The organism is Bacillus sp. EKM206B (assembly GCF_011066015.1).
Classification (GTDB): domain Bacteria; phylum Bacillota; class Bacilli; order Bacillales; family Bacillaceae; genus Bacillus; species Bacillus velezensis.
In genome coordinates, this window is the sequence record NZ_JAAMNL010000007.1 from 164870 (window position 1) to 187193 (window position 22324).

The 22324-nt window shown below is 46.1% G+C and carries 21 protein-coding genes and 1 pseudogene; 7 read left to right on the forward strand and 15 right to left on the reverse strand.

Features of this window, described 5'->3' with window-relative positions:
- Positions 1–64 precede the first annotated feature (64 nt).
- The 7 genes from G9F50_RS14665 to G9F50_RS14695 all read right to left on the reverse strand — a co-directional run bounded on the left by G9F50_RS14665 (position 65) and on the right by G9F50_RS14695 (position 3394).
- A complete protein-coding gene (locus G9F50_RS14665; RefSeq protein WP_017419062.1) occupies positions 65–343 on the reverse strand; it encodes a YesK-like family protein in 279 nt (92 codons plus the stop codon).
- Between the two features lie 28 nt (positions 344–371).
- The gene (locus G9F50_RS14670; protein ID WP_060562201.1) at positions 372–905 is read right to left on the reverse strand and encodes a GNAT family N-acetyltransferase; all 534 of its coding nucleotides are present in this window, start codon (positions 903–905) and stop codon (positions 372–374) included.
- Positions 906–993: 88 nt separating this feature from the next.
- On the reverse strand, positions 994–1563 hold the full coding sequence (gene cotJC / locus G9F50_RS14675; protein WP_003155700.1) for a spore coat protein CotJC: 570 nt from the start codon (positions 1561–1563) through the stop codon (positions 994–996).
- Positions 1564–1577: 14 nt separating this feature from the next.
- Entirely contained in the window at positions 1578–1841 is a 264-nt protein-coding gene (gene cotJB / locus G9F50_RS14680; RefSeq protein WP_007408934.1) for a spore coat protein CotJB, read from the reverse strand.
- Positions 1825–2073 carry a spore coat-associated protein CotJA gene (cotJA, locus tag G9F50_RS14685; RefSeq protein ID WP_007408933.1) on the reverse strand — a complete coding sequence of 83 codons (249 nt, stop codon included), beginning with the start codon at positions 2071–2073 and terminating at the stop codon, positions 1825–1827. The genes cotJB and cotJA overlap by 17 nt, the downstream gene beginning before the upstream one ends.
- A gap of 147 nt (positions 2074–2220) precedes the next feature.
- Entirely contained in the window at positions 2221–2493 is a 273-nt protein-coding gene (locus G9F50_RS20820) for a hypothetical protein (protein ID WP_060562200.1), read from the reverse strand.
- A gap of 181 nt (positions 2494–2674) precedes the next feature.
- A complete protein-coding gene (locus G9F50_RS14695; protein ID WP_003155709.1) occupies positions 2675–3394 on the reverse strand; it encodes a YebC/PmpR family DNA-binding transcriptional regulator in 720 nt (239 codons plus the stop codon).
- A 342-nt stretch (positions 3395–3736) separates the two neighbouring features.
- Here G9F50_RS14695 and G9F50_RS14700 point away from each other — a divergent pair.
- The 3 genes and pseudogenes from G9F50_RS14700 (at position 3737) to G9F50_RS14710 (ending at position 6631) form a co-directional block, all read left to right on the forward strand.
- Positions 3737–4037, forward strand: a pseudogene (locus G9F50_RS14700) (contact-dependent growth inhibition system immunity protein).
- 109 nt (positions 4038–4146) lie between these two features.
- Positions 4147–6153, forward strand: a complete 2007-nt coding sequence (locus tag G9F50_RS14705) for a T7SS effector LXG polymorphic toxin (protein ID WP_113708618.1) — start codon at positions 4147–4149, stop codon at positions 6151–6153.
- Positions 6154–6157: 4 nt separating this feature from the next.
- Positions 6158–6631, forward strand: coding sequence for an antitoxin YezG family protein (locus G9F50_RS14710; RefSeq protein ID WP_053573659.1), 474 nt, complete (start codon positions 6158–6160; stop codon positions 6629–6631).
- Positions 6632–6716: 85 nt separating this feature from the next.
- Here the strand turns inward: G9F50_RS14710 and G9F50_RS14715 are convergent, their stop codons facing one another.
- The gene (locus tag G9F50_RS14715) at positions 6717–7592 is read right to left on the reverse strand and encodes an ABC transporter permease (RefSeq protein ID WP_007609910.1); all 876 of its coding nucleotides are present in this window, start codon (positions 7590–7592) and stop codon (positions 6717–6719) included.
- Positions 7593–8546 carry an ABC transporter ATP-binding protein gene (locus tag G9F50_RS14720; RefSeq protein WP_060562199.1) on the reverse strand — a complete coding sequence of 318 codons (954 nt, stop codon included), beginning with the start codon at positions 8544–8546 and terminating at the stop codon, positions 7593–7595.
- 342 nt (positions 8547–8888) lie between these two features.
- On the opposite strand from G9F50_RS14720, the gene G9F50_RS14725 reads away from it, so the two are divergent.
- Entirely contained in the window at positions 8889–9338 is a 450-nt protein-coding gene (locus G9F50_RS14725; RefSeq protein WP_060562198.1) for a hypothetical protein, read from the forward strand.
- A 188-nt stretch (positions 9339–9526) separates the two neighbouring features.
- Here G9F50_RS14725 and rlmD read toward each other — a convergent pair whose 3' ends face one another.
- From rlmD to G9F50_RS14740, 3 genes are all read right to left on the reverse strand, one after another.
- Complete coding sequence (gene rlmD, locus G9F50_RS14730; RefSeq protein ID WP_165406578.1) at positions 9527–10912, reverse strand: 23S rRNA (uracil(1939)-C(5))-methyltransferase RlmD; 1386 nt, start codon at positions 10910–10912, stop codon at positions 9527–9529.
- Positions 10913–11059: 147 nt separating this feature from the next.
- Positions 11060–11971, reverse strand: coding sequence for a diacylglycerol kinase (locus G9F50_RS14735; RefSeq protein WP_015239327.1), 912 nt, complete (start codon positions 11969–11971; stop codon positions 11060–11062).
- A 152-nt stretch (positions 11972–12123) separates the two neighbouring features.
- Complete coding sequence (locus tag G9F50_RS14740; protein WP_015239326.1) at positions 12124–15267, reverse strand: efflux RND transporter permease subunit; 3144 nt, start codon at positions 15265–15267, stop codon at positions 12124–12126.
- A 128-nt stretch (positions 15268–15395) separates the two neighbouring features.
- On the opposite strand from G9F50_RS14740, the gene G9F50_RS14745 reads away from it, so the two are divergent.
- Positions 15396–16244, forward strand: coding sequence for a TetR/AcrR family transcriptional regulator (locus G9F50_RS14745; protein ID WP_043021031.1), 849 nt, complete (start codon positions 15396–15398; stop codon positions 16242–16244).
- Between the two features lie 64 nt (positions 16245–16308).
- On the opposite strand, the gene gatB is transcribed toward G9F50_RS14745, so the two are convergent.
- The 3 genes from gatB to gatC are packed head-to-tail and all read right to left on the reverse strand — an operon-like array spanning position 16309 to position 19515.
- Entirely contained in the window at positions 16309–17739 is a 1431-nt protein-coding gene (gatB, locus tag G9F50_RS14750; RefSeq protein WP_003155730.1) for an Asp-tRNA(Asn)/Glu-tRNA(Gln) amidotransferase subunit GatB, read from the reverse strand.
- A 13-nt stretch (positions 17740–17752) separates the two neighbouring features.
- Positions 17753–19210 carry an Asp-tRNA(Asn)/Glu-tRNA(Gln) amidotransferase subunit GatA gene (gene gatA, locus G9F50_RS14755; RefSeq protein ID WP_007609878.1) on the reverse strand — a complete coding sequence of 486 codons (1458 nt, stop codon included), beginning with the start codon at positions 19208–19210 and terminating at the stop codon, positions 17753–17755.
- A gap of 14 nt (positions 19211–19224) precedes the next feature.
- The gene (gene gatC, locus G9F50_RS14760) at positions 19225–19515 is read right to left on the reverse strand and encodes an Asp-tRNA(Asn)/Glu-tRNA(Gln) amidotransferase subunit GatC (protein ID WP_003155732.1); all 291 of its coding nucleotides are present in this window, start codon (positions 19513–19515) and stop codon (positions 19225–19227) included.
- A gap of 421 nt (positions 19516–19936) precedes the next feature.
- On the opposite strand from gatC, the gene putP reads away from it, so the two are divergent.
- Both putP and G9F50_RS14770 read left to right on the forward strand, forming a co-directional pair.
- Positions 19937–21415, forward strand: a complete 1479-nt coding sequence (gene putP / locus G9F50_RS14765) for a sodium/proline symporter PutP (RefSeq protein ID WP_007408914.1) — start codon at positions 19937–19939, stop codon at positions 21413–21415.
- 120 nt (positions 21416–21535) lie between these two features.
- Positions 21536–22228, forward strand: a complete 693-nt coding sequence (locus G9F50_RS14770) for an MgtC/SapB family protein (protein ID WP_003155735.1) — start codon at positions 21536–21538, stop codon at positions 22226–22228.
- Positions 22229–22324 lie beyond the last annotated feature (96 nt).

The following is a 22324-nucleotide window of genomic DNA, read 5'->3' on the forward strand; positions in this document are numbered from 1 at the left end:
TTTCTATACAGCGGCCGGCAACACACAAAAAAACGCAGCCGAGGCCGCGTTTTTTCACTTCTGCTTACTGTTTTTGATTCGATCTGACGACCCGTAAGCACACCTCAGCGGCATAACCGGCGGCCGCTCCGGAACCCGCAAACATCGCGGCAAGCCCCAAGCCCATTCCTTCCCAGCCGCCGACACCGAAAATGCTGTAAACAACCGTACCGAAAGCAGTCAGGCCCAGCACCGCCAAAAGGCACTCAGGCCACATCTTTTTCGGCCATTTCTTGCGGAGCACAGCCGATACGGCAAAGTTAAGACAAAATGCGGCCAGACAGATCAGATAAAAAAAACCCATATCTTTTACCTCCGTCATAAGAAGCTTTTTATTTACTCACCTTTTTTTCAAACAAATGATAACCCGGCGCGAGTCCTTTTGATTCGTAACCCATTCCGCTGTAAAACGACTGAAGCGCCTTGTTTTCGGACACGCAATCGAGCCGGATTTTCGTTTTTCCCGGACAAGACACACCCGTTTCCGCCCAAGTCATGATTGTCCGGCCGAGCCCCGCCCCTGCAAACCGCCTGTTAATCGCCAGCCGGTGGAGATATACGGACTCCTCATGTCCCTCATCGCCCCAAAGACGTCTGTCCCACCCGCTTGCTTCGGGAAGCAGCATGACGACGCCGGCCAGCTCTTCATTCTGCCTGAATAAAAAAACATACCCTTGGGCGATCGCCTCCCGCATATTGTGGGTATCTTCCCCTTGCAGAAGGCCGCTCCACTGGTTCGACCCTTTATAGCGAAGCCATTCTGCCGCTTGCACGAGCAGATCCATGACCTCTTTTGCATCATCTTTCCGGGCGGAGGTGACCCGGAATGCCCCCGCCTTCTCCTCCGTAATCGTAAAAGGTGCCATAAAATCCTCCTGTAATCAGAATATTTGACACCTTCATTATAGACCAAACGCAGAAAGGAAAAAAACAGCCGTCGTGTTTGAGGGCCGTTTAAAAAATTTTCTTCTTATCACGTTCTTCTTTTAAAATCTCAACCGCTTCCCTGAAACGCATAGAGTGGACGATTTCACGCTCACGCAGAAAACGGAGTGAATCATTCAGGTCAGGATCATCGGAAATATCAATAATCCATTGATACGTCGCTCTCGCCTTTTCTTCAGCCGCAATATCCTCATATAAATCAGCGATCGGATCTCCCTTCGCCTGTATGTAAGACGCTGTGAACGGAACTCCGGCCGCATTGTGATAAAACAGCGCGCTGTCATGGTTGACGTAATGATCGCTGAGCCCTGCATCACGCAGCTGCTCCGGGGTCGCATCTTTTGTCAGCTTATAAATCATCGTCGCAATCATTTCTAAATGCGCAAACTCCTCCGTGCCGATATCCGTCAGCAGGCCGATCACCTTGTCAGGAATCGTGTAGCGCTGGTTTAAGTACCGGAGCGCTGCGGCCAATTCGCCGTCCGCCCCGCCGTATTGTTCAATGAGAAACTTAGCCAGCATCGGGTTGCATGTACTGACTTTAACCGGATACTGCAGCTTTTTTTCATATACCCACATTTACAGATCCCTCCTTATACTTGCCATGGCCAAGGACCGCGGCCCCAGTCCCATTGAGCGCCGACCTGACTCACGCCGAATTGCAGAAGCGGTCCGTACTCAGGCTCAAACCGCTTTCTCAGCTGTCTTGAGTACCGGGAATATTCATGAAACTGCTGAAGCGCGAGACGGTCATGGGGATGCGTATCCAGATAAAGCGTCAGCTCCACCAAGACAAAGTCCGCCGCCTGAATTTGCTCCAGCAGCCGATAATATTCATCATCAATCTTTTTCGCCATATTCGATTCCCCCCCGATAAGGATTATCATAGAAATCGTAAAGATCCTTCCAAAGGGTCCCTTTTCTCAATGCCTCCATCGGAGAAAACTGCTCCAAGTGATACGGCTGAAACCGCATATAAAGATGCGGCGGCGTTCTGAAGTATTTTCTCCCGATCGGCGGGCAGGGATCAAACCGGCTGTGGAAGGGTTTATAGGATTTGACCGGTGTAAACGGCTGATTTTCTTTCATTACGATCCTCCTTTCCTCAACACATGACCTTAATAGGTATGAATCCGTATCGGCATTTATGCCCCGCAAGAAATGAAAAAAGCCAGCGCTTAGAAACGGTCACAAAAAAACACTCTTGCTGTTCCAAGAGTGCTTTTTCCCGAATGGTCAGATATATTGGCTGTCCCGATGATGATGATGGAACGGGTAGCCGCCGTAGCCTCCGCCATAGCCGCCAAAACCGTACCCCGGATATCCCCCGAAGCCTCCGTAGCCGCCAAAACCGCCGTAACCGCCAAAACCGTATCCCGGGTAGCCGTAGCCTCCGCCGAAACCGTATCCCGGATATCCTCCGTAGCCGCCGTAGCCGCCAAAACCGTACCCCGGGTAGCCTCCGTAGCCGCCATAGCCTCCGCCGTAAATCGGTCTTCTTTCATTCATGGTTTATCGCTCCTTCACATAGGTTACAGTCCAGTTTATGACATCCGGAAGGAAACGTATGGGCATCCGCCCAGTTTTGGCGAAATAATCAATAATTGCTTACGGAGAAAAATACGATACAGGCCGACCGCTTAAGCAAAATAAAAAGGCCGGAACTTATGCCGCCCCGGCCTTTTTGTCTTTATTCGCCTAAATCTACATTGTGATAAACCTGCTGTACGTCTTCCAGATCTTCCAGCACATCGATCAGCTTTTCAAATTGAGCTTTCGCATCTTCCGGAAGCTCGACTTCATTTTGCGCGAGCATCGTCAGCTCCGCAACCGTGAACTCTTCAACGCCGGCATTTTTGAATGCCTCCTGTACGGCATGGAATTGGTCAGGCTCGGCATACACGATCACACTGTCATCCTCTTCTAAAATATCGCGCACGTCCACATCAGCTTCCATCAGCAATTCCAGCGCTTCATCCGCCGTCTTGCCTTCAACGCCGATAACGGCAGTCGCATCGAACATGTAAGCGACAGACCCGCTCACACCCATATTTCCGCCGTTTTTCCCGAATGCGGCGCGCACTTCAGGCGCCGTGCGGTTTACATTATTGGTTAACGCATCAACGATGATCATTGAACCGTTCGGCCCGAAACCTTCGTAACGCAGCTCGTCAAAGTTCTCCTCCGCGCCGCCTTTCGCCTTTTCAATCGCACGCTCAATAATATTTTTCGGCACACTGTACGTCTTCGCGCGCTCAAGCACCACTTTTAACGCCTGGTTCGATTCCGGATCTGGCTCGCCTTGTTTTGCCGCCACATAAATCTCACGGCCGAACTTCGCGTAAATCCGGCTCGTATTTGCGTCCTTTGATGCTTTCTTTTCTTTAATATTGTTCCACTTACGGCCCATTTTGTTCCACTCTCTTTCACGAATTGAATCTGTATGATAAATACTCTGCTTCTATTATACCTCAGCGGTTGGGTTGTTTCGAGTGTAAGACATTAGAAAAAACAGGCACGCTTAAAATCACCGGAGCGCAGTAAGCCGAATGTGAGGGTTATTATACAAAACATAAAAAGCCTCCCTTCATACAGGAAGGAAGTCGCAAGCCAAAAGATTCATTTTATTCTCATTACCTATTTCCTACACTGTATATCCTGACTCACGTGGTAAAATTTTGATATCGAACAAAAGAAAGGATATGGTCATGAAAGTTTTCGAAGCAAACAGCCTACCCAAGAGGTGAGATTAATGATTGAAACAAATATTTCTGAACCTGCATTTCAATTTTTAGGAGGGATTTTCCATCAAGATATAGACACTTCTGAGTCAGCTCTTGAAGAATACTTAGCAGAAATACCTAAAAAAGAACAAGAAAACGATGTAGAAGCACTCAAAGCGTTTATAAATAGCGATTACTCAGAAGAACAAAAAAACGTTTTTATAGAAGAATCTGCTGATGGTGTAGATATCAATAGTTACGAACTATCCCCCAATACTATGGCTCAGACAAGTCATTCAAAAAATCGAAAAAAATATTGAGTCTTTATAGATTCAGGGAAACCCTATTCCTATGTTTGCACAGTCCCTGATAAGTTTCTTAATCTTTCCCTCTATAAACTGAAAAAATAACCCCGAATGAAAGGGGAAAGGATATGGTCATGAAAGTTTTCGAAGCAAACAGCCTCCTCGCCGCCGCCAAACAGCGCGCGGGTGAATATAAAAAACTGCGCGGTCAGATGGTCAACCTGAAAAAAGCGTTTCAAGGTATGGCTGACCTTGGTGACAGCGATTTCTCCGGCCGGGGCGCTGACAACATCAAAGCCTTTTTCCAGGACCACGCCGGCGTCACAGACAGCTGGCTTGATCTGATCGACATGAAAATCGCATTTCTCACAAGCCTTCCCGGTAAGGTCGAAGATGCCGGACTTTCCAATTCGCATGTGGAGGAATCATTTCTGGAACACGAGCTCACCCACGCCCTCAGTAAATCAAAGGAGATTATGGAGGAGCAGAAAAAGGACATGCGCTCCATCCTCGGAGAGATCGATGACATCATCTCGCTTGATCTCTTTTCCACCGAAAGCGTGGATCACAAGCTCCAATCAGCCGACAAAAAGAGAAACGAAACGATACATAAACTCGGCAAACTTGATCACGATCTAACGAAAGAATACGCAGAAACCGAAGCGAACGAACAGTTCATCCAGGCCGACTTTCAGCAGCTTCAAAACGCAACAGGCAAAGGAAAAAGCGCCACACCGCTTCACTACAACGCCAAAGCATATCGTGAAAGCGACATCCATAAGAAGAAAGGCGAGATTGCAAGACATTCGGATGCTTATTTGACGATTAAGAAGGAAGAAGCGAAAGAGCGGGAGATTGAAAAACTGAAAGAAAGACTGAAAAACTACGATTATACGAATGCTGATGAATTCTACTCAATGGCCAAAACGATCGGCTATAAAAACCTGACAAAAGAACAGCAGCGCTACTTCACTCAAATTGAAAACACGCGTGAACTTACAGACGGTTTCAAAGGCGTTGCCGTCGGCCTTTATGATTCCGGAAAAGACGCGGTCACAGGCCTGTGGGATATGGTCACAGATCCGGGCGGAACGGTTGAAGCCATTACAGGAGCGGTGGCTCACCCGATCAAAACGTATGAAGCCATTTCAGCGGCAATCGAAGAATCGTACCAAAAAGACATGGTGAATGGCGACACCTACTCCAGAGCAAGATGGGTGTCATATGCAGTGGGCACCGTTGTGACATCAGTCGTCGGCACAAAAGGCGTCGGCGCCGTCTCAAAAACAGGCACAGCCGCCAAAGTGACAACCAAAGTTAAAACAGCAGCAAGCAAATCCGCCACAGCTCAAAAAGCGATAACGGTCTCAAAACAAACCGTTGACCACATCAAGCAAAAGGTCAACACAGGCATGGAAGTATCAAAAAAACGTGTCAAAACCAAGTTGAATCAAATCGGAAATCTCACTCTAGCTGATATTCTCCCGTATCATCCGCGTCACGACTTAGTGCCGGCGGGCGTGCCTTACAATGCTGTCAGCGGGGTCACACTTAAAGAAGGACTTCAGAAATTCACCAAGGTCATCCTGCCGAAACCGTACGGAACCTCCGCAAGCGGCAGGCGTACACCGGCACCGCATGTACCGCCGGTAACAGTCAAATACGGCGAGCATTTTGCGAAATGGACCAGAAAGAAAGTATTGAAGCCGAATGTCATCTACAAAACAAAAGAAGGCTACACATACACTACTGACAACTATGGTAGAATTACAAGTGTCAAAGCAGACTTGCAGCTGGGAGAAGCAAAACGCAACCAATATGCGCAGTCAAAAGCAGGTAAACCAGACCGTCTGACAGATGACGATGGAGGCCACCTAATCGCCACCCAATTCAAAGGCTCAGGCCAATTCGACAATATCGTGCCGATGAATTCTCAGATTAATAGGAGCGGCGGGAAATGGTACAAAATGGAGCAAGTGTGGTCAAAGGCATTAAACGGAAAACCTCCTAAGCAAGTAAAAGTTAATATAGAACCCGTTTATCAGGGAGATTCACTAAGACCTGTATTATTTAATGTTGAATATAAGATAGGTAATCGTAGAGCGAGACAAGTTACTATAGAAAATAAACCAGGGGGTTAATCTAATGGAAACAAAAAAGATGGAAGTTCTATATCAAAAGATAGCAGAACAAATTAATGATATGATCCCTTCCGAATGGAGCAAAGTTGTTCTTTATGCAGAAATATTAGACGGCTCCAGAGAAGTGTATTTTTTCTTTCAAACACCAGAAAACGATGAATATATATACTCTCACGACATTCCAGAACAATTTCAAGTCAGTAAAAAAATTTATACAGAACTATTATTAGATCTTCAAGAGTTATTTAAACAGTTACACAATGAATTTAAAGAAAATAATCCCGAAGCATGGACAAATTTGACCCTGAAGCTTGAAAGCACTGGAACGTTCTCAATTAATTATGATTATGAAGATGTTATTGAATCTGATTTGGACGAATACGAAAGACAAATGATTTGGGAATTCAATAACTTGGGGATTTTCCCTGAAGACGAAGAGGACAAAGAATTTGTTAAGGATTATCTAAATATTAAGTAAGGCTTCGGAAATAATGATAAACAAAACAGGCAGCATCCAGTAAACGGATGCTGCCTGTTACATCGTTATGTATCGTCTGAAGAAGTCATTTATTTTGTTTTTTAAATATGAAAATAGATATGACGGTAAATATGATGGCTGTAATGACAATGATCCACAAGCTTGCTGCTGTACTGATAAAATGGCCGTTTAACTTGTAGACGATCCCGTAATGCTTTTCATATTCCTGTATTTGGTCCGCAGAGGCATGTTTAAATACCTTATCAACTGAGTCTGTCATAAACGCTTTTCTGAACAGAACAGCGGTGTGGCTGATAGGGAAATACATAATAATTTTCTGCACAAACACCGGTACGCCGCCGATCGGCACATATACTCCGCATAAAAAACCGATGGCTGTTCCGACAATCGTACTTAACGTCGAAAATGCATTTTGTGTATGAATAAACAGCGTTAAAAATAAATTTATGGAACTTGACAGTGCAACTGAAAGAATAATGATCCCCAATACTTCAAGTATATCTGTTCCGCTTAAAAGTTTGCTGCCTGTTGAAACGAGAAAAATTTCACAGCCTAAAAAGGCGATGAAAGAAAAGATCAAGCCGATGACAAATGAATGAATGACATAGCTCAATTGGATGGTCGCCCTTGATAAAGGAGCTGTTAAAAAGTCATACGTTCTTTTACTTTCTTTATCTTTCACCATAATTCCGAAAGCGCCTAAAGTCGTTGTCACAGCTGTAATGGACAGCAATCCCGCCACCATCCATTCGTTCACCATTGCTTTGGAATCATCTGTCGAACCGACCAAGGCCTTAATGGCGTCCAGCTGTGTCTGCTGTAAGAACACGGCATATAACAGAATGACGATAAATACTGACAGCAAAGAAAGAAGCAAAAGCGTTCGATCACGGAAGTATATTTTTATATTTCTGCTGATTAAACTGGATAAAGACTTCATTTATGCAATGCTCCCCTTTACTGGCAAACTGCTTCCTTGTTCTTCGATAATATGGATAAACACATCATCCATATTCCCTTTAATCACCTCGAAAGATTCAATTTTTCCTTCAAGACCTTTCAAAATGTCAAACGCTTGGAGAGTGGACTCTACACGAAGGGAATAAATAGAGTTTTTAACCGTAAAATCCAGTTGTTTATTTTCAAACCATGCAGTCGGATCAACGCCTTGCTTAAACATCATATGCAGACTGTCAAACGCATATTGATCTTTCAGCTGACTCGGTGTACCCTCTGCGATCAGACGTCCTTCTTTGATGACCACAACGTTATCAGCCACAGCGGCCTCCTCCATGTAATGGGTCGTTAAAAAGATCGTCATGTTTGTTTCTTCCTGCAGCCTTTTAATCGCATTCCAAACAAAAACTCTCGTTTGCGGATCAAGACCTGTAGTAGGCTCATCTAAAAATAATATAGTCGGTTTATGGATGATGGCACGGGCAATATCCGCTCTTCTTCTTTGTCCGCCTGACAAATCGCTGTATTTTTTCTCCTTAATATCATCCAATTTTAAATAGTCTGTTACAAACTGATAGTTCTCTTGCACTTGTGCCTTGCTTAAATGATAATATTGTCCGCGGTTCATGATATTTTCATAAACGGTCAATCGTTCATCCAAAATGCTCTCTTGGAAAACAACTCCGATCTTTTTGCGGATATGATTATTCTCTTTCCCCTCACCAAGCGTATAACCGTCTATTACCACTTTTCCGGATGTCTTTTTAATCAGCGTACAGAGAATATCGATAGTGGTCGATTTTCCTGCGCCGTTCGTTCCCAGAAATGCAAACAGCTCGCCGCGTTTGACAGAAAAGGATACCCCTTTCACTGCTTCAAATGATCCATATTTTTTGCGCAGATCGGTTACTGTAATAATGTCTAGTTCTTCTCCCATTCTGTTCACCTCGAAAAGTAAGATTCTATACCGTTGTTCACTAAGTTTATATCGTCATTTCCGCAGGATTTTCCTCATTTTTATCCAACTTTATTATCTTTTTATAAATAATTATAACGATATAATTTATTATTTTCGCGTTTTGTTATTGGGTTTAGGCTCGGTGGATTTTCTATACATAGGGATCACTATTGATGTTGCATGAAATTTATACATGCTGTAATCAATAAACCCTTTATCATAAAAAGGGTTTTTATTGGTTAAGAATCTCTAATACTATTTAAAATTCTTGTTTGTAACCGAAATACATACTATCTTAGAACATTTAGAAAGGAGAACGTAATGGAAACATGCCCTTATTGTGCAACTTCAATTCAAAAGGATAATCAGTATTACTGTAGTTTTTGCTTAATGTACATACATAATGTTCAGAGAGATGGCAAACGTGAAATCATAGAATATCGTGAGCATACTTCTGAATTAGATTTGGATAAGTCTACACCAGAAATAATGACTCTGCCAACAATTGAATTATTTCATTTACTGCGGCTCTCAAGAAAAATACGCAAACAGAAGTATGATCAGCTATATAAATCTCGACTTGAATCAGAAAGTGTTCAAATCGCAACGGATAATTACCAATATTACACAAAGAAAATGTATATCATAGAGAATATATTAAATAAACGTCTGGGTTACATTCCGGATAGGATAGATAATGTATTTCTTAAGAGTTATTTAGAAAAAGTAATGATTAGTAAGGAGAAAAAACAAGATATGAAAGTGTATTAAAAAAGCTGCCCCTCTAGAGTGAATATTAATAAAGGGTTCCTAAAAAGGTACCCTTTATTACATAAAGAGATGTATAGAAAGCTATATTATAGGTGTTAACCAAACATCTTCTGGTACTCCTCTCATGTCACGAGTTCGTCCTGAATGCAAAAAAATGCGGATTAAAAAAAGGCAACCATCCCTAAGGGTTAGTTGCCTTCTCTTAATTCCAGCACAGCCACACACTCCACATGATTCGTATGCGGGAACATATCCACAGGCTGCACTTCGAGCGTCTGATACCCGCCATCCTCAAGCACCCGCAAATCTCTTGCAAGCGTTCCTGGATTGCAGGACACGTACACCACCCGCTTCGGTTTCATGTCGATGATTGTCCGCAGGAGGGCTTCGTCGCAGCCTTTTCTTGGCGGGTCGACGACGAGGGTGTCGGCCGTGATACCTTCTTTATACCATTTCGGAATGACGGTTTCCACTTCTCCGACTGCGAATTCTGCGTTTGTGATGCCGTTCAGCTCAGCGTTGCGTTTTGCATCCTCGATGGCTTCCGGCACGATTTCGACGCCGTATACTTTCTTCGCCTGCTTCGCCAGAAATAGAGAAATCGTTCCGATGCCGCAGTAGGCGTCGATGACGGTTTCTTCCCCTTGCAGCTCCGCGTACTCAAGCGCTTTGTCGTAGAGCACTTTTGTCTGTTCCGGGTTGACCTGATAGAACGATCTGGCGGAGATGGCGAATTTGACGTCTCCGATGAGGTCGTAGATGTATTCTTCGCCCCAGATGACGTTTGTTTCGTTCCCAAAGATCACGTTTGTTTTATTTGGGTTGATGTTCTGCACGATGGATTTGACGTGCGGGAATTGCGCCGTGATGTCTTCGATGATTTTCGCTTTGTGCGGAAAATCGCTTGTTCTTGTGATGAAGACGATCATCATTTCGCCCGTGACGACGCCGTATCTGACCATGATGTGGCGGAGCCAGCCTTTATGGCGTTCTTCGTTGTAGGCTTTGACGCCGTATGAGGCGCAAATGTCCTTGACGGCTTGAACGGCTTCGTCGTTTTTGGATTGCTGGATCAGGCAGGCGCTCATATCGATGATGTCATGGCTTCTTTGCTGATAGAATCCGGCGACGAGTCCGCCTTCCCGTTCTCCTACCGGCACCTGCGCTTTGTTTCTGTAGTTCCAAGGGTCTTCCATGCCGAGTGTCGGGTGCACGGTGACGTTGGACAGGTCCAGCTTGCCGATCCGTTCTAAGACGTCTTTGACTTGTTTCTGTTTAAACAAGAGCTGGCCTTCATAGGTCATGTGCTGAAGCTGGCAGCCTCCGCATTGCTTGTAGATCGGACACGGGGCATCCGTTCTGTGCGGGCTTTCTTCTTTCAGTTCAATCAAGCGGCCGAAAGCGAAGCCTTTTTTGACGCGTGTCACTTTGATTTGCGCTTTTTCCTCAGGCAGGGCGTTCGGCACGAAAATCGGGAAGCCCTGAACCTTTGCGACGCCCGCTCCTTCGTGCGTCAAATCCTCAAATGTCACGTCATAGTATTCATTTTTTTCTATCGGGGGTTTCATTTTCATCTACAATCACCTCTAGTTTTACCAATAGCCTTGTTTCAGCGTGCTGGCAAACCTTCAAATTCAATGTCAGCCTTCAAAGGTTTCCGATCACGCTGAAAAGATGACAAAATCCTAAAACGAATACTGTTTTAGGATTTTGTCCGCGTATTAATCATCCAGCTGTTCCGCTTTCTCCTTCGGCATGATGACGTGAATATGCCGGTACAGGTTCACGAATTCGCCCGGCAGCATGCCGCCGTATTCGCCGTCCAGGTTCAGCTGCATCTTTTCTGATACATTGACTTTCACACGGTTCGCTTTTGTGTAAATAATGTGCTGATCGTTAATATGATCGCCTCTGAGCGCCATGCTCGCGACTCTGATAAACTCCGCGAGATTGGCTTTTTTCAAAATAATCAAATCAAACATGCCGTCATTCAGGCTGGAATCAGGGGCCAGCTTCTCGAATCCGCCGACCGAGTTGGTCAGCGTCACTAAAAACAGCATAATTTCGCCTTGAAACAGCTTGCCGTCATATTCAATCTCGACTTCTGTCGGTCGAAGTGAAGGCAGCATTTCCATTCCCTTTAAATAATAAGCAAGCTGGCCGAGCATCGTTTTCAGTTTGCTTGGCACATCATACGTCAGCTCCGTCAGACGGCCTCCGCCGGCGATGTTGATAAAATACTGACCGTTCACCTGTCCGATGTCGATCGGGCGGGCTACGCCGTTAATGACGGTATCAGCGGCATTCAGTATATTCTCTCTCGGAATGCCCAGCGCCCTGGCGAAGTCATTTGTCGTGCCGACCGGAATGATGCCGAGTGTCGGGCGTTTGTCTAACGGTGCAAGGCCGTTGACGACTTCATTAATCGTTCCGTCTCCGCCGGCTGCGATAATCAGGTCAAACTCCCGCAAAGCGGCTTCTTTTGCGGCGTTGGTGGCATCCCCCGCGCATGTGGTGGCATGGGTAGAGGTTTCATAACCGGCTTGTTCAAATTTTTGCAGGACCTGGGCAAGATTTTTCTTAAAAAGCTCCCGTCCTGAAGTCGGATTGTATATTATGCGTGCACGTTTCATTATCTCATCATCCTACTTAAGAGTATCCGATCCATTATTAACACTAACAACCTTTAATTATACTATGACTTGAGAAAATCGCAACAATATGTACAGGAATTGCCAGAAGAAAAAAGGGCCCGGCTCCGTTTAAGGAGCCAAGGCCCGCTGTCTTACTCTTCTTCCGTTCCAGGTTTTTTCTTACGGAATTTCGCTAATACTTCATATACGATCGGCACAATCAGCAGGGTAAGCAGAGTCGAACTGATTAAACCGCCGATAACAGTGACACCGAGTCCTTTAGAAATGACCTGGCTTCCGCCTTCGAAGCCCAATGCCAATGGAAGCAGGGCGCCGATTGTCGCGATCGCCGTCATCAGAATCGGACGCAATCTCGTAGAGCCGGCTTCCAGGAGCGCTTCTCTCGTCGATAAGCCTTCCGCTTCTTTATGGATGACGCGGTCAATTAAGACAATCGCATTCGTGACGACGATTCCGATCAGCATCAGCATACCGATCATGGCATTCAGACTGATCGTCTCTCCGGATACATACAGTCCGGCTAATGCGCCGATGACTGTAAACGGAAGCGAGAACAGAATCGCAAACGGCGCTAATGCTCCGCCGAACGTGATCACAAGAACGAGGTACACGATGGCGATTGCGGCAAGCATCGCTAAGCCGAGTTTCGTAAAGGAATCAGCAATATCCGCTGATACACCGCCGGTATCAATCGATACATTGTCCGGGTGATCCAGTTTGTCAACTTTCTTTTGAACGGCTGATGACACCTTCGTGACGTTGTCAGAAGTGACGGTTGCCGTTACGTCAGCGTACACTTTGCCGTCGCGTTTGGAAATGGTATCGGATGTCGTGCCGTTTTTCACTTTCGCCACATCGCCGATTTTTACTTCTTGGCCTGCAGGCGATGTGATGGTTTTATCCTCTAATTCTTTTACACTCTTATACTGGTCTTTTTCTGTTTTGATGTTCACATCAAGCTCTTTGCCGTCCTTTTTCACCGTTGTCAAAGGAGACTGTGACGTTTGGGACATCAGGGCTTGGGAGATTTGCGAAGCCGTCAGGCCCTGCTTGCTGAGTTTCTCCTGGTCAGCGACGAACGTGTACTCATCATATGTGCTGGAAAGGCCTGAGTTGACGTCTTTCAGATCCTTCTGCTTTTTCATGATGCCTTCGATGTCTTTGACCGTGCCTTTAATATCAGACTCTGAATCTCCGTACACATAGTACGTTAATTCGTTGTTGTTGCCTGACGAACTGAAATTTTGTGATTTCCATTCGCCGCGGCTGGATGTTTTTTTGATTTCTTTTAAGACATTGTCTTTTTCTTTGTCAAAATCAGGCGTGTCATCCTCGTATTTCACGTAGAACAATGCGCCGTTTGAGCTTCCGCCGAGCGGACTTTGCGAGCCTAATGAATACTGAACGGTATCGACATGTTTGCGTTTAAGCAGCATGTCTTCCGCTTTTTGCGCAGCTTTTTCAGCTTCGCTTTTCGTTTCGCCCGGTTCAGGCGTGTATGTGAGTTGCATCGTTTTGTCCGCTTGCGCAGGCAGGTAGCTCGCGCCGATCAGAGGTACGAGGAACAAACTGCCGACAAGCATCAGAACCGCGATGATAGATGTAATCCATTTATGTCTTAATGACCAATGCAGCACTTTTTTATAGAAATTGGCCAATCTGCCCGGCTTATGCTCTTTCGCTTTAACAGGCGCGCCTGTGAGCGATTTTTTGAATAAGCTGTGCGCAAGCATCGGCACCAGTGTGATCGAAATCAACAGTGATGCGGCAAGCGCGAAGACGATTGTTAATGCAAACGGCATAAACAGTTCGCCGATCTGTCCGCCGACCATGGCAAGCGGCAGGAATACGGCAATGGTTACGATCGTTGATGACATGATCGGTTTAAACATTTCTTTCGTCGCTTCACGCACCAATTGCTTCCCGCGTAAAGGTTCATCTTTCAGCCTCATGCGGCGGTAAATGTTTTCGATCACGACAATCGAGTCGTCGACTACCCGTCCGATGGCGACCGTCATCGCACCGAGCGTCATTATGTTTAATGTGACATCAAGCTGATTCAGCACAAGAAGCGCAATCAGCAGTGACAGCGGGATGGAAACGATAGAAATCATCGTTGATTTAATATCTCTTAAGAATAAGAGAATGATCACGACCGCAAAAATCGCGCCGAAAATCGCTTTGCTTAACATCGTATCCACCGACTCTGTAATCGGCTCTGCCATATCAAGAGTCGAGCTGTACTTGAACCCTTTATGGTCTTTTTTGTATTGATTCAGTTCATCTTTAATCGCATCGGCCACTTCTACCGTGTTGGCGTCATTGGCTTTTACGATATTAATTCCGATGCTGTCCTTTCCGTTCGTGCGGGAAATGGATTCAGCTTTTTTCACATCTTTAATGTCGGCAATGTCAGAAAGCTTGACTGTCGGCACCCCTGCTGACGCGCTTTGCTGTGCCTGCTGCATAGCCTGAGCGTCCGCCGCAGATGCCGCACCGGCTCCGCCCGCTTGACCTTGAGCGGCAGAAGAAGATGTGACCGGAATTCTCATATCTTTCAGATCTTTAATTGACGTAATATCTCCGTTAACGACAACTGATTTTTCTTTGTTGCCGAATGTGTACAATCCAAGCGGCGTATTGACGTCAGAGCCTTGGATCACTTTCTTGACGGTATCTTCATCAAGTCCGTACTCTTTCATTTTTTTGTCTTTGAAAGAGAATTCCACCTGCTCTTCCTGCTGTCCGGAAACTTGCACAGACGCAACGCCCTGAATGCCTTCAAGCTTAGGAACGAGAGTGTTTTCCACATTTTTGGTCAGGTCTTCAAGCGAGCTTTTGCCGCTTGTCACACTGAGCGTCAAAATCGGGAAAGAGTTGAGGCTGTAACGGGAAATGTCAGGTTTTTTCGCGTCGTCAGGAAGGCTGACACTGTCCAGCGCTTCAGCGACTTCGGTTTTCGCCTTGTCCATATCCTTGTTGTAATCATATTCAATCATAACCGATGAGACGTTTTCAGAGGATGTGGACGTTACGACGCTCACTCCTTCTAAATTCTGGACCGCCTGCTCGATCGGTTTTGTCACGTCATCCGCAACTTGACTCGGAGCAGCTCCGGGATAAGTCGTATTTACTGAAAGGTAAGGCATGTTGACGTCCGGTATGGATTCCTGCTTCATATTCATACCGGCATACAGCCCTGCTACAGTAACGATAATCGTCATCAGCCAAACTGCGAATTTGTTCTTCAGTACAAAGTTAATAATGTGGTTCATCATGTCCTCCGTTAATTTTTATTGACTGACTGGTCATTCTATATAATACTAAACGGTATAACTCAACATCGTCAACTAATAAGGCAGTAAATTTTTCTAAATTTTTCAGGATTAAGGGGAAGCACGTCATGAACGAAAAAAAAGAGAAAATCATAAAAACAGGCATCCATTTATTTGCCAAAAAAGGGTTTTCTTCAACAACCATTCAGGAAATCGCCGGCGAATGCGGAATTTCAAAAGGGGCCTTCTATCTTCATTTTAAATCAAAAGAAGACCTTTTGCTGTCAGCATGTGAGTATTACATCGGCATGTCTATGGAAGAAATAAAGAAAATCAAAACAGAACATCAGCATAAACCGCCTAAGGACGTATTTCGAAAACAAATCGCATATCAATTCCAGGAATTTATGGAACACAAGGACTTTATCATTCTCTTGCTGAGCGAAAAGGTCATTCCTGAAAATCAAAAGGTCAAACAGTATTTTCATGAGGCCAATATTCAATTTAACATGCTGTATCGGGATGCGTTGCTCTCCGTTTACGGAGATGCCGTCACACCGTTTTTAGCGGATGCGTCCGTTATGGCGCAAGGAATTGTGAGCTCCTATATTCATTTCTTGATTTTTAATGAACATACGGCATTCCGGACGGAAAACGTGGCGGCCTTTCTGATTGCCAGAATCGATGATCTGATTACGGGACTGATAAGAGACAATCCCGATCCGCTGCTGCCTGAGGATATCTTCACTCAGCCCGCGGCGGACAGAGAAAGACTGCTTGCGGATATTCAAAAGATAAAAGCACAGCAGGGGCTGCCTGAGGACGTCCTCGTATCGCTTGAAGTCATTGAAGAGGAATGCGCAAAGGAAGAGCCGCGAAAACCGATTATTAAAGGAATGCTGTCCAACTTGGCAGGCAGCGGAACTGAACAGATTGAAACGCTGCGGGCTTCCATTGAAACCTATTTCAGCTTATAAAAAAAAGAGACCGGCGCTTACCGGTCTCCATGTCAGCAGCTCCCTTAAAGGCGGCTGCTTTTTTTTATCGTTTTTTGATTTCTTCAAGCAAGATCTTGTTGACCATCGGCGGGTTGGCCTGTCCTTTTGAGGCTTTCATAATCTGCCCGACAAGGAAGCCGATCGCGCGGTCTTTTCCGTTTTTGAAGTCTTCAATTGACTGCGGGTTGCTGTCAAGCGCATCTGTTACCAGCTTCAGAAGCACGCTTTCGTCAGAAATCTGCACGAGGCCTTTTTCTTTGACAATTTTTTCTGCGTCGCCGCCTTTTTCAATTAATTCTTTAAAGACTTTCTTCGCGATTTTAGACGAGATGGTTCCTTTTTCAATCAGCTTAATCATGCCGGCAAGGCCTTCAGGAGTCAGTGCGACATCCTCAAGCTCTTTTTGTTCGGCGTTCAGGTAAGCTGAGACTTCACCCATCAGCCAGTTTGATGCCTGCTTGGCTTCTGCGCCTTTATTGACCGTTTCTTCGAAGAAATCAGCCATTTCTTTCGTCAGCGTCAGAACCATTGCGTCATAAGCCGGCAGGCCGAGCTCTTCGATATAACGCTTGCGGCGCTCGTCCGGAAGCTCAGGAATGGTTGCTCTTACGCGTTCTTTCCATTCGTCATCAATGTAGAGCTCGACAAGGTCAGGCTCAGGGAAATAACGATAGTCGTCAGAACCTTCTTTGACACGCATCAAAATGGTTTTTTTCGTCGCTTCATCATAGCGGCGCGTCTCCTGCTGAATGACTCCGCCTGACAGAAGCACCTGCTCCTGGCGTTTTTCTTCATGCTCAAGTCCTTTTTGCACGAACGCGAAGGAGTTCAGGTTTTTCAGCTCCGTTTTTGTGCCGAATTTCTCCTGGCCGATCGGACGGAGGGAAATGTTGGCGTCACAGCGCAGTGAACCTTCTTCCATTTTACAGTCGGAAACACCTGTGTATTGAATAATTGATTTCAGCTTTTCGAGATATGCGTAAGCTTCCTCCGGTGTGCGGATATCCGGCTCAGATACAATCTCGACAAGCGGCGTGCCCTGGCGGTTGAAGTCAACGAGGGAATAGCCGTCACCCGTATGTGTCAGTTTTCCCGCATCTTCTTCAAGGTGAAGACGGGTAATGCCGATTTTTTTCGTTTTTCCGCCGACTTCGATTTCGATCCAGCCGTTTTCGCCGATCGGCTTGTCAAATTGAGAAATTTGATATGCCTTCGGGTTGTCGGGATAGAAATAGTTTTTCCGGTCAAACTTCGTATCCGTTGCGATTTCGCAGTTCAAAGCCATTGCGGCTTTCATCGCGAATTCGACCGCTTCTTTGTTCAAAACGGGCAGCACGCCGGGATAGCCAAGGTCGATGACGCTCGTTTGGGTATTCGCTTCCGCGCCGAATGGCGTCGGTGAGCTTGAGAAAATTTTAGATTTTGTTTTTAATTCCACATGGACTTCAAGTCCGATTACCGTTTCAAAGTTCACTTCATTTCACCCCTTACAGTTCAGGTTTCGCTTTATGATGATCTGTTGCCTGCTCAAAAGCATGAGCGACGCGGTATACAGTGCCTTCATCGAAGTGTTTTCCGATGATTTGCAGTCCGAGCGGCAGTCCGTCCGCAAATCCGCACGGCACGCTGATTCCCGGCACACCCGCGAGGTTGACAGGGATCGTTAAAATATCGTTGGCGTACATTGTGAGCGGATCGCTGGTTTTTTCGCCGATTTTGAATGCCGGTGTCGGCGTTGTCGGTCCGACGATGACATCGTATTTCTCAAATACATCTTCAAAATCTTTCTTAATAAGCGTGCGCACTTTTTGCGCTTTTTTGTAATACGCGTCATAGTAGCCGGAGCTGAGCGCGAAGGTGCCGAGCATGATGCGGCGCTTCACTTCATTGCCGAATCCTTCAGAGCGTGTCTGTTTATAAAGGTCGATCAGGTTGTCCGCATTGTCTGAGCGGTAGCCGTAGCGGATGCCGTCAAAGCGCGCAAGGTTTGCAGACGCTTCGGAAGAAGACAGCAGATAATACGTCGCAAGCGCGTATTTGCTGTGCGGCAGAGATACTTCTTCCCATGTCGCTCCGAGGTCTTCAAGCACTTTTAAAGCGGCTAAAACCGATTCTTTCGCTTCTTTGCCGACGCCTTCTCCGAGATATTCTTTCGGTACGGCGATTTTTAAGCCTTTAATATCGCCAGTTAATGAAGAAAGAAAGTCCGGCACTTCGACATTGGCGCTCGTAGAGTCCATTTTGTCCGGGCCTGAAATCGCCTGAAGCAGGAATGCGTTATCTTCTACGTTTCTTGTGATCGGCCCGATCTGGTCCAGTGAAGACGCAAAAGCGACCAAACCGTAACGCGACACGCGTCCGTATGTAGGCTTTAATCCGACGACGCCGCAGAAAGAAGCCGGCTGGCGGATGGAGCCGCCCGTATCAGATCCGAGTGAAAACGGAACTTCGCCCGCGGCAACCGCAGCTGCGGAACCGCCGCTTGATCCGCCGGGAACCGTATCGAGATTCCAAGGGTTTTTCGTCGCTTTGTACGCGGAGTTTTCAGTAGAAGAACCCATCGCGAACTCGTCCATATTCAGCTTTCCGATCGTTACGGCTTCAGCGGCTTGAAGGCGCTCCACAACCGTCGCATCGTAAATCGGATCGAAGTTTTCGAGGATTTTGCTTGAGCATGTTGTGCGAAGCCCTTTGGTCACGATGTTGTCTTTGACGCCGATCGGCATTCCGAAGAGAAGACCGTGTTCAGACCGTCCGTCAACCGCTTCGTCAAGTTCTTTCGCGTAAGCGCGGGCTCTTTCTTCATCAAGCTGTAAAAACGCCTGCACCTTATCATCCACGGATGCGATCCGTTTGTAAGATTCATCAACAAGATCGGAAATCTTGATTTCTTTTTTATGTATCATTTGTTTCAGTTCTGTGATTTTGTGATCAAATAATGACATACTGTCTCCCTCCTTTAATCCAGAATAGATGGCACACGGACATAGCCGTCTTTATGATCGGGAGCATTTTTCATGACATCCTCGACCGGAAGGCCTTTACCCGCTTCATCTTCTCTCATTACGTTTTTCATTTTCAGCACGTGTGTTGTCGGTTCCACGTTATCCGTGTCCACTTCATTAAGCTCCTCGGCAAACGAGATGATGCTGTCAAGCTGTTCTGTGAACATTTCAGCTTCTTCATCCGTAATGGCGAGTCTCGCCAAATGAGCGACATGCTTTACTTCTTCTATAGAAATTCGTGACATAAGATCCACCTCCGCATAATTCTCCGTTTCGTCATATAATACTGATCATATCAAAAACGAGCCCTCTAAAGCAACAAAACGCCGCCTTCTGAGGCATGATGAAACCCTCTCTATTTTATCCTAAATCGGGGAGAAAGAGAAACGAATTATATGTCAGAAAATTTTTACTTTTATAATTTATTGGTAGCGTTTTCATCTCTAAGCTGTTCTATGTTGGCGGGGATTTTTTCCTTGAGCGGGCCAGGTTTCGAGAGTTGATTGATCGGGGATACTTTGTTAGGTTTAGTAACCATAGCCAGCACTAAATCATGCGATCCGCATGGAATGACGACTAAAGGCTGGATCGCCGGCGCATATTCCGGCACTACTAATCTACAGAGGTGATGCAACATTTACATGAAAGAAGAGAGGGTCCAAAAACGTGAGTATTGAACTAATTATATCTCTTGGCATTTACTTTGCTGCCATGCTGTTAATCGGCTGGTACGCATTCAGGAAGACAACGAATATTAATGATTACATGCTGGGCGGAAGAGGACTCGGCCCGTTCGTAACGGCGCTGTCCGCAGGTGCGGCCGATATGAGCGCATGGATGCTGATGGGAGTTCCCGGCGCAATGTTCGCAACGGGGTTATCGACCTTATGGCTGGCGCTCGGTTTGACGATCGGCGCGTATTCAAATTATCTGCTGCTTGCTCCGAGGCTGCGCGCTTACACGGAAGTTGCGGATGATGCGATTACGATTCCCGATTTTTTCGATAAACGGTTCCGCCACTCGTCATCATTGCTGAAAATTGTTTCCGCCGTGATTATTATGATCTTTTTCACACTGTACACATCGTCCGGGATGGTATCCGGAGGCAGGTTATTTGAATCGGCATTCGGCGCCGACTACAAATTCGGTTTGTTTTTAACGGCCGGTGTTGTTGTGCTTTACACGCTGTTTGGCGGTTTCCTCGCTGTCAGTCTGACTGACTTTGTACAGGGAGCGATCATGTTTGCGGCATTAGTGCTTGTGCCGATCGTTGCTTTTACCCAGCTCGGGAGCGTTTCAACGACGATTGATTCGATCAACGCCGTTAACCCGAAACTATTGGATATCTTTAAAGGCGCGAGCGTCATTAGCATTATTTCTTATTTGGCATGGGGACTCGGCTATTACGGCCAGCCTCATATCATCGTACGATTTATGGCGATTAAAGAAGTGAAAGATTTAAAACCCGCCCGCAGAATCGGGATGAGCTGGATGGTTATTTCAGTTGTCGGTTCATTGCTTACCGGGATTATCGGGGTTGCGTATTCTCATCACTTCGGAGTCTCCGTAAAAGATCCGGAAACGATTTTCATTATTTTTTCTAAAATCTTGTTCCATCCGCTGATTACGGGCTTCTTGCTGTCCGCGATTTTAGCGGCGATCATGAGTTCCATTTCCTCACAGCTTCTCGTAACGGCAAGCGCCATTACGGAAGATTTATACCGCGCCTTTTTCAGACGGGAAGCGAGCGATAAAGAATTGGTCATGACCGGACGCCTGTCGGTATTGATCGTGGCCGTTATCGCCATTTTGCTTTCCATGAATCCGAACAGCACCATTCTTGATCTGGTCGGATATGCGTGGGCAGGTTTCGGTTCGGCTATCGGCCCGGCGCTCTTGCTCAGTCTGTACTGGAAACGGATGAATGAATGGGGAGCGCTTGCGGCGATGATTACCGGGGCCGCGGCCGTTTTAATCTGGATCACGACAGGGCTTGCCGCTTCAACCGGCGTATACGAAATCATTCCGGGGTTCTTCCTCAGTCTGATTGCCGGTATTGCCGTCAGTCTGCTGACAAAAAAACCGGCCGATGCTTCTTATCAGCTGTTCAGCCGGATGGAAGCTCTTTTGAAAAACAAGAAATAGACAAAAAGCCGTCAGATTTTATCCCTGACGGCTTTTTTCTTCCGCACTTGTCCTGCTATAAATACTGTGAGAAAATCATATCAATTTATTATAAGAAAAATTGCGGAGGTGCTGTGCAAATTGAGCTGGCCTATCGAACCAGACATTTTATTAAAGCTGGGCATTGCCACGCTGATCGGCATGATCATCGGTCTTGAACGCGAGCTGAAAAACAAACCGCTCGGACTGAAAACCTGTATCGTCATCGCCGTCAGCTCCTGTATGCTGACGATCGTCAGCATTAATGCGGCATATCATTTCCCAAAATATTACCGAATCATGATGGATCCGCTCCGCCTTCCCGCCCAAATCATTTCCGGCGTCGGTTTTATCGGCGCAGGCGTGATCCTGCGTAAAAGCAATGACGTCATATCCGGCCTGACGACATCGGCCATCATCTGGGGCGCAGCCGGGCTCGGTCTGGCTACAGGCGCCGGCTTTTATAAAGAGGCGTTCGCAAGCCTCTTGTTTATCCTGATCAGCGTCGAATTTCTTCCGTGGCTGATCAGAAAAATCGGTCCCAACCGCTTGAAGGAAAAAGATATCCGCGTGAGAATGTCTCTTTCCGATAAAGACAAAATGACCGAGATTTTAAAGGAAATGAAAAGCAAACAGCTCCGCATTCACTCCGTCCGGATTGATGATCTGGGCGAAAAAGAATTTCCGATTATGGAAGTGAAAGTCAGTGTTCATAAAAACCGCTACACTACTGACGTCTATTATGATATTAAAGAAATTCAAGGTGTCGTCGGAGTGAAGTGTGATACGCTATAAAAAAAACGCCGGGCTGGATGGGACTGACCCCATAAGATGAGACAAATAAAAACACCTTCAAGTTTGAATACGGATGATTGTTATCCGAAATTAGAC